Below are 15648 nucleotides of genomic sequence, written 5' to 3'. Positions count from 1 at the left end.
TTTGGGATTGACATCCCAGTCGGGTGTGAACCGGGATACAAGTCGAAAAAGGTAGGGAGAAAAAGAGGAAGGCCAAAGAAAAACGAGTCGTAGTAGGTTATCGCTACAAACTAATTGAAAATTCAGAAATATAGAGAATATATAAGTTACGACTGTTATTCATAGTGTATCCCTTCCAGGGGCATCTTACCTCTTTTGTACGATCCTTGCATGATTCTTGGACGATCGTTGCGTGGGGTTTGGAAATAATAGCGTAACTTTGCGGAAAGAAAATCCTAATACACATTTATATTTATGAAACGACTTTTGACTTTCGCCGCCACCATAGTCATGCTGTTGCCCACACAAGCACAGAAGCGACTCGGCGGCTATCCGATCACTCCCGTGACATTCACCTCCGTGAAGGTGGCTCCCAATAGTTTTTGGGGACAACGACTCGAAGCCAGCCGCAAGGTCACCATACCGCTCGCCTTCAGCAAATGCGAGGAGACGGGACGCTACAAGAACTTTGAGCATGCAGCCGCACACCTCAAAGACCCGTCAAAGGTCTTTCCCGTCACGGGATACAGCTTCGACGACACCGATCCCTATAAGACCATTGAGGGAGCAAGCTATATTCTCCAGACTTATCCCGACGCTAAGCTGAAACACTATATCGACAGCGTGATCACCATCATCGGCAGTGCACAGGAGCCCGACGGCTATCTCTACACTGCCAGAACACAAAACCCGCAACACCCCCACGAGTGGGCTGGCGACAAGCGGTGGTCGCAAGAAGAGGATCTCAGCCATGAGCTTTATAACCTCGGACACATGGTAGAAGCTGCCATCGCACACTACCAGGCCACAGGCAGCCGTCATTTCCTCGACATCGCCATCCGCTATGCCGACTGCGTCTGCCGTGAGGTCGGACCCAAACCGGGGCAGGCCTGTGTGGTGCCGGGACATCAGATTGCAGAGATGGCACTCTGCAAACTCTATCTCGTCACCGGACAGCGCAAGTATCTCGACGAGGCGAAGTTCTTCCTCGACTATCGTGGTAAGACACAGGGGCAGTCGGAATACTCGCAAAGCCACAAGCCGGTGGTTGACCAGGACGAAGCTGTCGGTCACGCCGTGCGCGCCGCCTATATGTATGCCGGTATGGCTGACGTTGCCGCGCTCACCGGCGACACGGCTTACATCCATGCCATCGACCGCATCTGGGACAACATCGTCAGCAAGAAGCTCTATATCACCGGCGGCATCGGTGCCACGAGCAACGGTGAAGCCTTCGGCGCCAACTATGAGCTGCCCAATATGAGTGCCTATGCCGAGACCTGCGCCGCCATCGGCAACGTGTATGTCAACTACCGTCTCTTCCTGCTCCACGGCGAGTCGAAATACTACGACGTGCTGGAGCGCACGCTCTACAATGGTCTTATCAGCGGTGTGAGCCTCGACGGCGGAAAGTTTTTCTATCCCAATCCACTGGAGTCCATGGGACAGCATCAGCGCCAGCCGTGGTTTGGCTGTGCCTGCTGCCCAAGCAACATCTGCCGCTTCATCCCCTCACTGCCCGGATATGTCTATGCCGTGAAGGACCGCAACCTCTATGTCAACCTCTTCCTGTCCAACAGCGCCACGATGAAGGTAGGTGGCAAAGAGGTAAAGCTGAGCCAAGAGACACAATACCCTTGGAATGGCGACATCGCGCTGAAGATTGAAGACAACCGGGCCGGACGCTTCAATATGAAGATACGCATCCCGGGATGGGCAAAGAGCCGACCCGTGCCATCAGACCTATATGAGTATTCCGACGGCAAGCGACCCTCTTACTCCGTGCTTGTCAACGGCAAGAAGGCGGAAGCCGCTCTGGAGTCCGACGGATACTATACCATCAACCGCACATGGAAGAAGGGTGACCTCGTGCGCATCAACTTCGATATGGACGTGCGCACCGTACGCGCAAATAATAAGGTGGTGGCTGACCGCGGACTGATCGCCGTGGAGCGTGGACCGCTGGTCTACTGTGCAGAGTGGCCTGACAACAACTTCGACATCATGGGCATGCTCGTCAACCAAAGTCCGACGTTCGCCGCCGGAGAGAAGCCGATGGCTGCCTTCATCCCCGCCGACCGCCAAAAGCAACTCACACTCTTCAAGACACAAAACATCACCACACTCTCCACCGACGCCCAGCTGCTGGCCTACGACAAGCAGGGACGGCTGACCACAACAGACGAGCGGCTGACGCTGATCCCGTATTTCGCCTGGTGCCATCGCGGCAGTGGCAACATGAAGGTATGGATGCCGCAGGATGTGCGCGCCACCCGTCCCGCCACACCGGCCACGCTGGCTTCGCAAGCCACTATCGCCTCGTCGACACCCTCAGCATCGATGAAGAGTATTGCCGACGGACTGGTGCCTGCCGACGAGAACGACCGTTCAGTGCCTTATTTCCATTGGTGGCCGAAACAGGGAACTACGGAGTGGATCACCTACACCTTTACTGAGCCACAGCAAGTGCAGTCCGCAACCATCTACTGGTACGACGACCAGCCCTGGGGCGGATGCAAGGTCCCGGACTCTTGGAACATTGAATACCAAAACGCGCAAGGCCAGTGGCAGCCGGTGGCAGATGCCGACAGCTATCCCGTCAAGAAGGGACAGCCCTGCACCGTACACTTCACGCCCGTAAAGACGAAGGTGCTTCGCCTCAACGTCAAGCAGCCCGAGAAATACTCCTGCGGACTGTTTGAGTGGAGCGTGAAGTAAGAAGTAAGAAGTAGAAAGTAAGAAATAATAAAAGTAAAGTTTAAGCCCCTCTCCAACTCTTCCTAAAAAAGAGAGGGAGGGGCTATAACTATGCACCGACACATGATGAACACATATTCTATGCACACTCATAGAATCCATTTTTAATTATTTAACTCACAAAATACAGTATGACAAGCACAAAATGATCATTAATTGATTAACTTTGCTGTATGAAAGAACAGGAGAAGATAAGGACGATTCTATTCTATAAGAATTACTTCAAAGAATTCTATATAGAACAACCGGAAGCCGTGCGAAGGAAAATCAACTATTCTATGTCATTAGTTGAGACACAGCGCATCGTTCCGAAAAAATTCTTCAAACTCTTGGATGGTACCGATGGGATATACGAAATAAGAACGGAATATGAAAAAAACATTTATCGAATTCTGTGTTGTATGGACAAAGGTGCCGTTGTAGTCCTGTTTCAAGGATTCCAAAAGAAAACACAGAAAACCCCGTTACAGGAAATTAAGAAGGCTGAAAAGTTAAAGAAAGAATATTTTGAAAATAAGGAGGAACTATAATATGGATGCAAATAAGAAACAAGCCATTATGGAAGCAAAGACCTTTGATGACTTGCTTAATGCCGAGTATGGAAAGGTCGGTACACCAGCGCGAGACCAGTATGAAGACGATGCGCAAGCCTTTTGCTTAGCCGAATGTCTTAAAGAAGAGCGCAAGAGAGCAGGCCTGACACAAGAACAACTTGCAGATCGAATAGGAACAAAGAAAAGCTATATCTCCAAAATAGAAAATGGACATGCTGACGTTCAACTTTCTACTCTCTTCCGTATTTTCAACGGATTAGGCAGAAGGGTGTCTGTATCTATCTTATAGCCCACCAGGCTGCAAGGCTCTCTAATATTCCCCCGGCTTCATTCCAAACTGCTTTTGGAAGCACTTTGAGAAATAAGACGGATTGTTGAAGCCCACCTGATAGGCAACCTCTGAGACATGGTACTGTTTGGTCTTGAGCAGACGGGCAGCCTTGCGCAGACGGACGATCTGGATCATCTCGTTGGGTGTGATGTCGGTGATCGCCTTCACCTTGGCAAAAAGCCCCGAACGACTGATGTTGAGTCGCTCGGCCAGCATTTGCACGTTGAAGTCAGAATTGCCCATGTTCTCCTCTATGATCTCATTCATTTGTCGCAACAGCGCATTGTCCTTCGGTGCCTTGGCCAACTCTGGTACTGGCTCAGTGGGCGTGGCGGCAAAACGCTGCATCAGGCGACGACGCATGGCAATCATGTTGCGGATACAAGCTTCGAGATACTGCATGGAGAAAGGCTTTTCAATGAAAGCGTCGGCACCACAGTCCATGCTCTCCGTCTTGCTGGCATCATCGGTCTTGGCCGTAAGCATGATGAAGGGGATGTGGCTCCAACGGGCATCGGCTCGTACGCTGCGGCACAGTGCCGCTCCGTCCATCTCCGGCATCATCCAGTCACTGACAATCAACGTCACGGCATGTGTTGACAAGACGTCGAGCGCCTCACGTCCGTCGCCCGCCGTCAGCACCTGATAATGAGGTTGGAAGTTCTTCGCGATATAATGGCTCATATCGGGATCGTCCTCCACGATGAGCACCGTCTCTTGCTGTGCACACTCTTCTTTCTGATTCTTCGCCTCAACCACCGTCTTCTCATCAGCAGCAGTTCCCGCTTTTGTCTCTTTCGCCTCGCCGTCGACTTTCACAGCTTTGACCGTCTTCTCCGTGAGACCAGTCATCGCCGGCAAAGGCGTAACAGGCAGTTTCACAATCATGCGTGTGCCTCGTCCGGGTTCCGACTCCACCTTGATCTCACCGTCGTGTGCCTCCACAAGGTTGTGCACGATGGAAAGGCCGATACCTGTGCCCGGCTTGTTGTCCTTGGCCTGGAAGAAAGGACGGAAGATCTTCTCGCGGTTCTCTTGGCTGATACCCATGCCGTTGTCCTCCACGCTGATCGTGTAGCAGCCGGCAGCCGCATCGACATGGCAGCAAAGAGCAACGCGGTCACGGGTGTATTTCGTGGCGTTGGTCATCAGGTTACTGATGATCTTTGTCAGTCCTTCCGCGTCTACGACGGCAAGAAAATCCTGTGGCGGATAAGTCACGTCGAGAGTGATGCCCCGTTGCTCCATGGAGGGACGGAAACGCTCGGCCACGGCATGCATGATAGCCGCAATGGACTGACGCTCGAAGTGAAGTTCGAAGCCATGCTCCACTTTGTTGAAGTCGAGCAGCTGATTGACGAGTTCCAAGAGCCGGTGAGCATTGCGGTCGATGATGTTCAAGTCGTCGGACGCCCTCGCCTCCTTTTTCTGCATCAGCTTCTCCAAAGGTCCGATGATCAGCGTGACCGGCGTGCGTATCTCGTGGGCGATCATCGTGAAGAAGCGCAAGCGCGACTCACGCACCTCGGCGGCCTTCTGTTCACTGAGCCGCTGCATCTCGCGCTGGTGACGACGCTCGGCACGGCGCAATCTGAGTTGAGTGTAATAATAAATAAGGAGTAGCAGCACAGCCAGATAAAACAGCTTGGCAGGCAGCGACCACCAAAATGGCGGATGCACCACGATAACCAGTCGCGCTTCCTCACGGCTCCAGATGCCGTCGTTGTTGGTGGCTTTGACACGGAACGTATAAGTCCCTGCGGGCAGATTGGTATAGGTGGCAGTATGACGGTTGCCCGCCTCGATCCAGTCTTTGTCAAAACCATCGAGACGATAAGCAAAGCGATTCTTTTCCGGCGCGCAATAGCTCAGTGCCGAAAAGGTCAGTGTGAACATATTGTCCTTGTAGCCTAAGTCCAACTGCCGGATGTCGTCCAAAGCCTCAGGCAGCAGTTTCGATCCGACGCGCTGTGGCTGGTTGAGAACCGATAATGCTGTGATGAACACGCGAGGTGCCATGCGGTTGAGCTGTATCGTATAGGACGAGAAGGTGCTGAAGCCTTTCACGGTGCCGAAGAACAGACTGCCGTCTGAGGCTTTCAAGGCAGCATTGGGCTGAAACTGATTGCTGACCAAGCCATCGTAGCGGTTGAAGATACGTGTGGGCTCGCCGGGGATATAGCGCACCAGTCCCAGCGTGGTACCAAGCCAAAGCGTATAGCCATCACAGACCACACTGTTTATCTCCTGAGTAGGCACGGCAATGTCCACCCGGTGAAAGCGGTCGTGGCGTGCGTCATAGTAGCAGAGTCCGTCACTTGTGGCGATCCACAACTGTCCCCGCTCATCGATGTCGATGTTGTTTACCTGCGACGAAGGCAGCGAGCCTTCTGTTTGGGAGGGCATATAGTGGTGGAAACGACCCGTGCGGGCGTCCAGCCGATAGAGGCCTGCTCCTTGCGTGGAGAACCAAAGATTGCCTTTGCGATCCTCGTCGATGTCCAGTGTCAGCACTCCCGTATGGCATACGGGACGGAACTGACGGGCTTTCTCGTCATAGGCCCGTATGTCCTCCATCGTCCCTGCCCACAACCGGTGCCGAGAGTCGCGCATCAGTGCATAGCAACTATTCACGGCGTGCTCACCCGCGCCGCCTACTGCCGTGACGCTGCCGCTGCTGATATCCATGCGCAGGATGCCGTCGCTATAGGTTCCAATCCACAAGGCATTGCTCTCCGCCCACAGTGCATGGACGTTGAGTGTGGACAGACGCTGCTGGGCTGGAAAGGACTCCATGGCATGATGGCTTAGCGAATAACAAGAAAGGCCTCCGTCGTCACTGCCTATCCACACGTGACCCATGCCGTCTTCACAGAAACGTCCCACCACGTTGCCGCGCTGACCTACCGAAGCCGAAAAGCTGGTGAAGCGATGACTGACGGGCGAGATATATTTCACGCCACCATAGAACGTGCCATACCACAGCCCACCCTCACGGTCGCGGATGACGGCATAGACAAAGCGGTCGTCATTCGATACATTGCTGTTGCTTGCACTTTCAGGATAGCGGATCCATCTTTTCGTGAGGATATCGTAGCGGATCAGCCCATCATCACAGCCGATGAGCAGAGTATGGGGGGCTATATATAATAAGGAGTGGATGTGTTGTCCCACACCCGTCAGTGTAGGATTGATGATCTGCTTCAACGATCCATCGATGTCCATACAAAACAGTCCATGAGACCATGAGCCCAGCCACAGCGTGCCGTCGTTGTCTTGTAGAATGCTCATGCCACCGCCATCAAACGACGCATGTCCCATCCCTGCGGGCACAAACCGTTGGCTCGCTTTGTTGAGCCGATAGAGCCAGGGATGTCCATTGGAGGTGTAGGCCCACACCTGATTGTCGATGCCAATGCAGAGAGCACGGATGTCACCACCGTTTTGTGGAAAAGAATATTGCCGGAGGTCATGTGTCCGCTTGTTATAACGGAACACGCCCTGCCGTTGCGTGCAGATCCAGAGGTTGCCGTCGCGGTCGTCTACGACTTGGTTTACCGTCGTCTTGATGCGGGGAAGAAAGGAAGAGAACTGCTCGGTACGGCAATCGAAATAGCACAGTCCGCTGCTTGTTCCCACGAGCAACCCATTACCATATGCGTGAAGAGTAGAGACAAAGGGGTCGGAGCTGCGCAGGGGATTATAATAATAGGTGACTGCATGGCCGTCGTAGCGACACAGTCCATTGTCGGTGCCCATGAAGATGAAGCCGTCACGGTCCTGCAACAGAGCGCGCACGGTGTTGGACCGCAATCCTTCCTCCATCGTCAGACTGCGATAGGGCAATCCCAACGTAGCCACAGCACAGCCCGGCATCGTCGTCATGCCGGTCAACGCTTCTGCTGCATTGCCTGTCACTGCCCAGCCAAGCAATGCCACGACAATCCACATCATTCTCCCAAAGATTGTTCTCATCATGTATATAGTTAGGTCTTGGATAGCACAAAGGTACACAAAAAAGAGGAAATAAGTATTGCGTCCAAATATAACATTATCGTCTAAATGAATGTTTTGGACGATTTTTGTATTAAATTTAGACGATTTTTCCGGGTGCCAAACGTTATTTCTCTTAATTTTGCGAACAGAATTAAAAAAATGTAAAAGCACTCATTATGAAACTTTCCAGACGCATCATCATAGTCTTTGCTTTGGCAACCAGCCCGCTGGTGGTCCTGTCAATGCCACGCACGATCAAGAAGGTTGCCCCTATAGTAGTGAATTGCCCCGCTGGAACTTCACCTTGTGTGCCCAACCGTATTTGGGTCACTTATCGGGACGGATATTCTGAGTATCGGCAAGTGAAATGGTCAAACTTTCCTCTTTCCACAGAACAAGACGAAGCCGATGTCCAAAGACATCCGGCAGGAAGCCAATATCAACTCAAGGGATATATTGTTGGCGACGAGACAACCGATAACGGTTTTCCTGTCACCGCAAGCATTAAGGTTGTAGACCATGTCTCCGCTATACCACAGCATACTATAGCCCAAACTTTCCCTCTTTCCGACATTACTATTAATGGCATCAACCGACTCACTCATAATCGTGACGAAGCATTGAATGAAATATGTTCATGGGACGTGACGCAACAACTGTACAATTATCGCGACACCTATAGTTTACCTATTGAAGGGTATAAACGGTCTGATGGCTGGGACTCACCCGACACAAAACTGAAAGGACACGGCTCCGGCCACTACATGTCTGCAATAGCTCAAGCGTATGCTGTCACCAAGAATCCCCAACAAAAGGCTATTCTCCGAGCCAACATTACCCGCATGGTCAACGAGCTCCGCCAATGTCAAGAGAAGACTTTTGTATGGAATGACTCTTTAGGTCGTTATTGGGAGGCAAGAGACTTTGCGCCAGAAAACGAACTTCGGAACATGAAAGGCACATGGGCTGATTTCGACAATTATAAGAAGCACCCGGAAAAGTATGGCTATGGTTATCTCAATGCCATACCAGCACAACATTGTGCCTTAATAGAAATGTACCGGCCTTACAACAATTCAGACTGGGTGTGGGCACCATACTATTCGATACACAAACAACTTGCCGGCCTCATTGACATTGCCACCTACTTCGACGATAAGAATATAGCCGACAAAGCCTTGCTCATAGCCAAAGACATGGGGCTGTGGGTGTGGAATCGTATGCACTATCGCACCTATGTCAAAAAGGACGGAACACAAGCAGAACGACGTGCCAAGCCGGGAAACCGCTATGAAATGTGGGATATGTACATTGCCGGTGAAGTTGGCGGAATGGCAGAAAGCCTGTCAAGACTCTCCGAAATGGTTACAGACAGTACAGACAAAGCTCATCTCTTAGAAGCTGCCAACTGCTTTGATGCTCCTAAGTTCTTTGATCCTTTGGCCAAGAACATTGACGACATTCGCACACGCCATGCCAACCAGCATATTCCGATGATCATCGGAGCCTTGCGCTCTTACAAAAGCAACCACCAACCTTACTATTATCGTATCGCGCAAAACTTCTGGAATCTCGTTCAAGGCCGCTACATGTATGCTACGGGAGGTGTGGGCAACGGTGAGATGTTTCGTCAACCATATACGCAAATCCTCTCAATGGCTACCAATGGTATGCAAGAAGGTGAGGCTCAGGCCAACCCAGAGCTCAACGAAACCTGCTGTACGTACAATCTTCTGAAACTGACGAAGGACCTTAATGAATATGATCCAGACAACGCAAGTTACTTGGACTATTACGAGCGCGGCTTGTATAATCAGATAGTAGGCTCTCTCAATCCCAATAAATATGAGACCACATACCAGTATGCTGTTGGCCTCAACGCCACCAAACCATTCGGCAATGAGACTCCCCAATCGACTTGCTGTGGAGGCACTGGCTCCGAGAACCATACCAAATATCAGCAGGCTACTTATTTCCATAATGACAGTACACTGTGGATTGGACTCTACATGCCGACCACGTTGCAATGGCGTGACAAGCATCTGACTATTGAGCAAGACTGCACATGGCCGGCACAAAGTTCCACTATACACATAGTCAATGGTGAAGGAGACTTCGCCTTAAAACTTCGCATCCCTTACTGGGCTACCGAAGGCTTCCGTATTCTACTCAATGGGAAAAGTATCGCACGCCACTATCAACCCAGTTCTTATGCAACGATACCATATCGCCACTGGACCCAAGCAGACAAAGTGGAGGTGATCATGCCCTTTACGAAACACATAGAGTATGGTCCTGACAAACTGCCGGCGGAAGTAGCAAGTAATGACGGCACTCCTCTGAAAGCAGCATGGACAGGCGTTATCATGTATGGTCCTTTGGCTATGACGGGCACTGGGGCTACCACATGGCATCAAGCTACACTGAGTCTCGATCCAAAACTTGATCAACTTCAGCCCACAACTGACAAGGGGAATCTCTTCACGCTAAAACTCGGCAACAAGATCTTTGAGCCGGATTACTATCGCAATCACAATTCTACACATTATTACCGACTTCAATTCGCTGGCTCCTATGGCAAGAATCATACTCAAAAAAACAAATCACAAGCCATTGCCGAACTGCAATCATTGATTGCCATTGCTACAGAACGCGTCGAAGAACAGACACGATGGAACAGTCTGACAAAGAAAGTTCCCGATTACGCGCCTTGGGCTCCACATGGCTTCCAACGCTTAGGAAGCGCCATCTCTGCTGCACAGAAGATCATAGAAACGAATCTGAAGAATATCAAAGAGGACGAACTGGAGTCTGTTACGGCAACCCTCAACAAGGCAATCAATACCATGCGTCCTGGCAACTTAGCCGAGATCGAAGACCTACAACCGCTAACAGCATTGCTACGACGAGCAGGCAATATTGACGAATCCTCCTCTGACACGCTCCGCAAAGCTGTTGCTTATGGAAAGATGGTCGTACGCTATGTCTCTGACGGCAGTGGCACAAAAGATATGATCAACGCAGCCGTCGGCAGACTGCGTCAAGCGATAGAATAGTAACAGGTGTCGCAACACCAAGATTACAGACAAAGGGAAGCCAAGTATTAACCCGAATAAGGCATCACGTTAAGATGACGAATGTCTTGGACTAAAACAATAAAGACATGAAAAAAGAATCACAAGCCTCAAGTTTTATGCGTAATAACACTTACGCAAAGGTAATCATGTTTTTGCTTATGACTGCGGGCAACATTACTTTTGCATTAGCAGACGGATCAAGTACCGGAATTCCATCGGTACAATCCGTACAGCAAGTCAACACCATCACCGTAAAAGGTGTTGTTAAAGATAAAAATGGAGATCCTATCGTAGGAGCAACAGTTACAGAAAAGGGAAATACAAAGAATGGAGCTATCACCGACATAGATGGCAACTACTCGCTTCGGCTGCCTGCTGGGAAAATCATTACAGTCAGTTATGTAGGATTCAAGACGGCTGAATTCAAAGCTACGTCCGGCCATCATAACTTTTTACTTGAAGAAGACCTTACTGATCTAAACGAAGTCGTTGTGGTCGGATATGGTACACAGAAGAAGGCTGATGTGACGAGCAGCGTTGCAAGCGTGAAAGCCAAGGATTTCAACACTGGAAGCGTTCTGGATGCAGGACAGCTGGTTCAAGGAAAAGTGGCAGGTCTCAACATATCTTTGCCATCGGGCGATCCTAATGGTTCTACTACCGTCATGCTTCGCGGAACATCTTCATTGATGGGCAACAGCACGCCATTGATTCTTGTTGATGGAGTACCAGGCTCTTTCTCTACTGTAGCACCAGAAGATATTGAATCCATCGATGTCTTGAAAGACGGATCAGCAACGGCCATCTATGGTACACGTGGTACGAACGGCGTGATTATCATCACGACCAAAAGTGGCAGTCGGGAAGTAAAACCTTCCATAGAATACAATGGATACCTCTCTGTCGCATACCAGGCAAAGAAGGCTGATTTTCTCAATGCCTCACAACTGCGTGAGCGTTGGAAAGAAGGATGGACACCTTCCGGAGCCGATGACAAAGACTACGGTGCCTCTACCAACTGGCTTGATGAGGTGAGCAGAACGGCTGTCAGTCATAACCACAACCTTACCTTCCGGGGTGGAAGTAAGTCTGTCAGCTATCTTGCCGCACTGAACTACAACGACCGTGAAGGTACCTTAAAGAAAACCGATGGCAAAAACATCCGTGCCAACTTTGAGCTCACCCACCGTATGTTTGACGACAAGCTCACCACCACGCTTATGATGATTGCAAGTGAGCGCAAATATCCTTATGGTGTCAGTCATGGAACTGTTTACCGCGACGCTTGTATTCAGAACCCGACCCAACCAGTCTATGATGAGAACGGAAACTATGTAGAGCGGAACGTCTATTTCTACGACAACCCTGTATCGCTCCAAAACGAAAATGTAGGTTCTGCAAGGAATCGCAATATTCGATTCACGGGAACAATGGTATTTAGACCTTTTGAAGATCTTTCCTTTAAGGGATCAGTGACAAGAAAAGGGCAGAACTCTATCAACGGCTATTACCAAACCAAGAAGCATCCCAGCACAACGGAAAATGGACTCAACGGATACGCCTCACGATACAGCAGCGACTACATTTATAATAGCGTGGAGTTGACCGCCGACTGGCACCATAAATTCAATAAGCATAGCATTGAAGCAATTGCAGGATATAGCTACGAAGACAACAGAACGGAATACTTCTCGGCAAACAACCGCAACTTCCCAACCGACAGTTACACATATAATAAGTTAGGATCAGGAAAGGGACTGGCACAAGGCGTGGCCGGTGAGGATTCCTATAAATATCAGACACGCCTGATTGGTGTCTTTGGACGAGTCACCTACAACTATGATGACCGTTACTTGGCCATGTTCTCTATTAGACACGAGGGAAGTTCAAAGTTTGGTGAAGACCATAAATGGGGTAACTTTCCTGGAGTTTCCATAGGTTGGCGTATCAATAACGAGAAGTTTATGAAGCAATTTTCATGGATCGATAATCTGAAGCTACGCGCTGGATTCGGTATCACTGGCATTGACATCAATGATCCTTATCAGAGTCTTGCTTCCCTTGGCTATGACAATTATTTCTTGTACAACAATGACTGGATACGCATCCTTACTCCAACGCGTAATGCCAATCCTGATCTACGATGGGAGAAGAAGTACGAGTATAACCTCGGTTTCGATTATGAATTCTTTGGTGGGCGACTCGGAGGAAGCATCGACTTCTATTTGCGAGATACCAAGGATGCACTTTGGAACTACTCTGTCCCTGTACCTCCTTATCAATACAGTACTATCATGGCCAACGTAGGCAAGATCCGCAACAAAGGAGTAGAAGTGCTTATCAACGCCATTCCAGTGAAGACGAAGGATTTTGAATGGAATACCAATTTCTCATATTCTCATAACAGCAATGAAGTCCGCTCTATCAGCAACGACAAATACACAATGTCTACAGACTGGTTTACCACTGGTTATACCGGCGAACCTATTCAGACAGAGACTCACCGTGTCAAAGTCGGCGAGCCTATCGGCAACTTCTTTGGGCTTAAGTCTGTTGGTCTTACTTCTGACGGCAAATGGGTTGTCGAACGCCTTGAAAGAGATGCTGACGGCAATCTGACTGGCAACAAATATTATGATTTGGCTGCCAATGCAACAACAGAAGACCGCCAAGTCCTTGGTAATGGCGTGCCCAAGCACTTTGTCAATTTCAACAATACCATCACATACAAGAATTGGGATCTCAGCATCAACATGCGTGGACAGTTTGGCTTTCAGATTCTGAATTTCCAGGAGATGTTCTATGCCAACCCAACTATTCAATACAATGTACTGAACAGTGCTTTCAATACTCACGATGTCGTATCTATTTCAGAGGACAAGAAGAGCGTGACGAAAACTGGCGAGAAGGTACGTATCAATGATTCCCAGCGCTATGTCAGTGAATATGTTGAAGACGGCGACTTTTGGAAGATTGATAATGTCACACTGGGCTACTCCTTCAATGTCAAGAAGCTCAAATGGATTCAAAGGCTGCGCATTTATGCAAGTTGCCTAAATCTTGCCACCATCACCGGTTACAAAGGTATTGATCCTGAAGTGGATATCACAGGACTCACGGCAGGTACTGACGACAGAGACAAATATCCTACTACAAGATCATTTACATTCGGAGTGAACGTCACTTTTTAACAACCCACTTTAACAGAACATCATTATGAAACATCGCATATTATTCATAGTATCAGCTTTAGTAACGGCTTTTGGCTTTACCAGCTGTTTCAATCTTGATGAGAAAGTCTACTCTGAAGTCACACAATCAACATTCAAGCCCAACAACCAGGACATCGCCTCGCTCGTCGCAAGTGTATACCATCCATTAACTTATATCATGGACTGGCAGGGACTCTTCGACGCACAGGAAGAGAGTGGAGATGTCATCATTACTCCTACTCGTCCTAATGGATGGGATGATGGCGGAACATACCGGCGTATGCATCAACATACGTGGAACTCTGAATCGTGGCAACCAGAGAACTGCTACGATACTCCTTATGATGCCATCAACAATGCCAATCGCATTCTTGACCAAATCGAAAGTGGCGAACTTCCTATTGGCGAAGACTTGAAGACTTCGACATTGGCAGAGCTTCGTGCTGCACGTGCGCTTTGGTATATGATGCTTCTTGACACACACGGAAACGTACCTATCGTGACGCATTTCAATGACAGTATCCCGCAGCAAGCTACGCGCAAACAAGTATATGACTTCGTAGTCTCTGAGCTTACATCCGTCATTCCTTCATTGACCGAAAACGTAGACGCATCTACTTACGGGAGATTGACAAAATGGGGTGCTCTCACTGCACTGGCAAGAGTATATCTGAATGCAGAAGTGTACACAGGAACGCCACGATGGAAAGAATGTCTTGACTGTTGCGATCAGATCATCAACAGTGGCAAATACTCGTTAGCTTCTGATTACAAATCCATTTTCGCATATAACAATGGCCCCAGCAATCCAGAAATCATTTTCGCTGTTCCATACGACAGTCGCTATCAAGGCTTTCAGATGCAACACAAATGGTTTCCGTCAACTGCCAAAACAGTCTTTGGTAATACAAGTGACTACTTCTGGGGTGGCAGTTGTGCCAATCCACAATTTATCAACTCGTATGAAAAGGGAGACAAGCGACTGGAAGAAACATGGCTGATAGGTCCTCAGTATGACAGCAATGGTAATTTGGTATGGACATGTACCAACTATTTGCCATCCCTGACTTGCTCACGTGATGGTAAAAACTATACCCGCATTGATTATGGCTATCGCGTTTGGAAATACGGAACGGACCCGTCGACCACAAATGGCACATGGAGTAATGACTTCCCTTTTTTCCGCTATGCTGAGGTCCTTCTTGACAAAGCAGAATGCCTCTTACGTTTAGGAACAAACGAAAATGAGGCTGCCCAAATCGTTACCCAGCTCAGATCGCGTGATTTCGACGATGCTGAAAAGGCCAAAGTAACAGTAGATGATCTCAAAGGAGACACCCGTATAAAATATGGGACACTTGATTGGGATAATAAGATTGACGTAGCTGGAGACCAAACGCCAGTCAAATTAGGAGGACTGTATGATGAATGGGGGTGGGAATTTGCGTGTGAGGCGCAACGTCGCACACAAATGATACGTTTCGGAACCTTTACGACCAAGAACTGGTTCAACCATACTGCGATCACGGATGGACATACAGCGATCTTCCCTATTCCGCTCAGTGCGATGGAAACCAACGGAAATCTGCAACAAAATCCAGGATATGAGTCAAATAGATAGGAGATCGGTACGCTTAACATAACACAAATAATGCCATGAGTCAACAATAATTAGTTTTGGC

7 protein-coding genes are annotated in these 15648 nt (G+C 49.2%); 6 read left to right on the top strand and 1 reads right to left on the bottom strand.

What is annotated here, in order from left to right:
* Nucleotides 1–294: 294 nt before the first annotated feature.
* From FYJ73_RS12870 to FYJ73_RS12860, 3 genes are all read left to right on the top strand, one after another.
* Nucleotides 295–2757 carry a glycoside hydrolase family 127 protein gene (locus FYJ73_RS12870; RefSeq protein ID WP_154535131.1) on the top strand — a complete coding sequence of 821 codons (2463 nt, stop codon included), beginning with the start codon at nucleotides 295–297 and terminating at the stop codon, nucleotides 2755–2757.
* 212 nt (nucleotides 2758–2969) lie between these two features.
* The gene (locus FYJ73_RS12865; RefSeq protein WP_154535130.1) at nucleotides 2970–3326 is read left to right on the top strand and encodes a type II toxin-antitoxin system RelE/ParE family toxin; all 357 of its coding nucleotides are present in this window, start codon (nucleotides 2970–2972) and stop codon (nucleotides 3324–3326) included.
* A gap of 1 nt (nucleotide 3327) precedes the next feature.
* The gene (locus FYJ73_RS12860) at nucleotides 3328–3639 is read left to right on the top strand and encodes a helix-turn-helix domain-containing protein (protein ID WP_154535129.1); all 312 of its coding nucleotides are present in this window, start codon (nucleotides 3328–3330) and stop codon (nucleotides 3637–3639) included.
* A 21-nt stretch (nucleotides 3640–3660) separates the two neighbouring features.
* Here FYJ73_RS12860 and FYJ73_RS12855 read toward each other — a convergent pair whose 3' ends face one another.
* On the bottom strand, nucleotides 3661–7659 hold the full coding sequence (locus tag FYJ73_RS12855; RefSeq protein ID WP_235899370.1) for a two-component regulator propeller domain-containing protein: 3999 nt from the start codon (nucleotides 7657–7659) through the stop codon (nucleotides 3661–3663).
* 194 nt (nucleotides 7660–7853) lie between these two features.
* On the opposite strand from FYJ73_RS12855, the gene FYJ73_RS12850 reads away from it, so the two are divergent.
* The 3 genes from FYJ73_RS12850 to FYJ73_RS12840 all read left to right on the top strand — a co-directional run bounded on the left by FYJ73_RS12850 (nucleotide 7854) and on the right by FYJ73_RS12840 (nucleotide 15587).
* Entirely contained in the window at nucleotides 7854–10733 is a 2880-nt protein-coding gene (locus FYJ73_RS12850; protein WP_154535128.1) for a beta-L-arabinofuranosidase domain-containing protein, read from the top strand.
* 107 nt (nucleotides 10734–10840) lie between these two features.
* On the top strand, nucleotides 10841–13945 hold the full coding sequence (locus FYJ73_RS12845; protein WP_235899369.1) for a SusC/RagA family TonB-linked outer membrane protein: 3105 nt from the start codon (nucleotides 10841–10843) through the stop codon (nucleotides 13943–13945).
* Nucleotides 13946–13970: 25 nt separating this feature from the next.
* Entirely contained in the window at nucleotides 13971–15587 is a 1617-nt protein-coding gene (locus tag FYJ73_RS12840; protein ID WP_154535127.1) for a RagB/SusD family nutrient uptake outer membrane protein, read from the top strand.
* The last annotated feature ends 61 nt before the right edge of the window (nucleotides 15588–15648 follow it).

This window comes from Hallella mizrahii (assembly GCF_009695775.1).
Lineage (GTDB): Bacteria > Bacteroidota > Bacteroidia > Bacteroidales > Bacteroidaceae > Prevotella > Prevotella mizrahii.
This window is presented reverse-complemented; position numbering and strand designations above follow the sequence as displayed.

Coding starts and splice junctions, on each gene's coding strand:
- FYJ73_RS12850 (WP_154535128.1), top strand. CDS start 7,854: ATGAAACTTTCCAGACGCATCATCATAGTCTTTGCTTTGGCAACCAGC.
- FYJ73_RS12865 (WP_154535130.1), top strand. CDS start 2,970: ATGAAAGAACAGGAGAAGATAAGGACGATTCTATTCTATAAGAATTAC.
- FYJ73_RS12855 (WP_235899370.1), bottom strand. CDS start 7,659: ATGATGAGAACAATCTTTGGGAGAATGATGTGGATTGTCGTGGCATTG.
- FYJ73_RS12840 (WP_154535127.1), top strand. CDS start 13,971: ATGAAACATCGCATATTATTCATAGTATCAGCTTTAGTAACGGCTTTT.
- FYJ73_RS12845 (WP_235899369.1), top strand. CDS start 10,841: ATGAAAAAAGAATCACAAGCCTCAAGTTTTATGCGTAATAACACTTAC.
- FYJ73_RS12870 (WP_154535131.1), top strand. CDS start 295: ATGAAACGACTTTTGACTTTCGCCGCCACCATAGTCATGCTGTTGCCC.
- FYJ73_RS12860 (WP_154535129.1), top strand. CDS start 3,328: ATGGATGCAAATAAGAAACAAGCCATTATGGAAGCAAAGACCTTTGAT.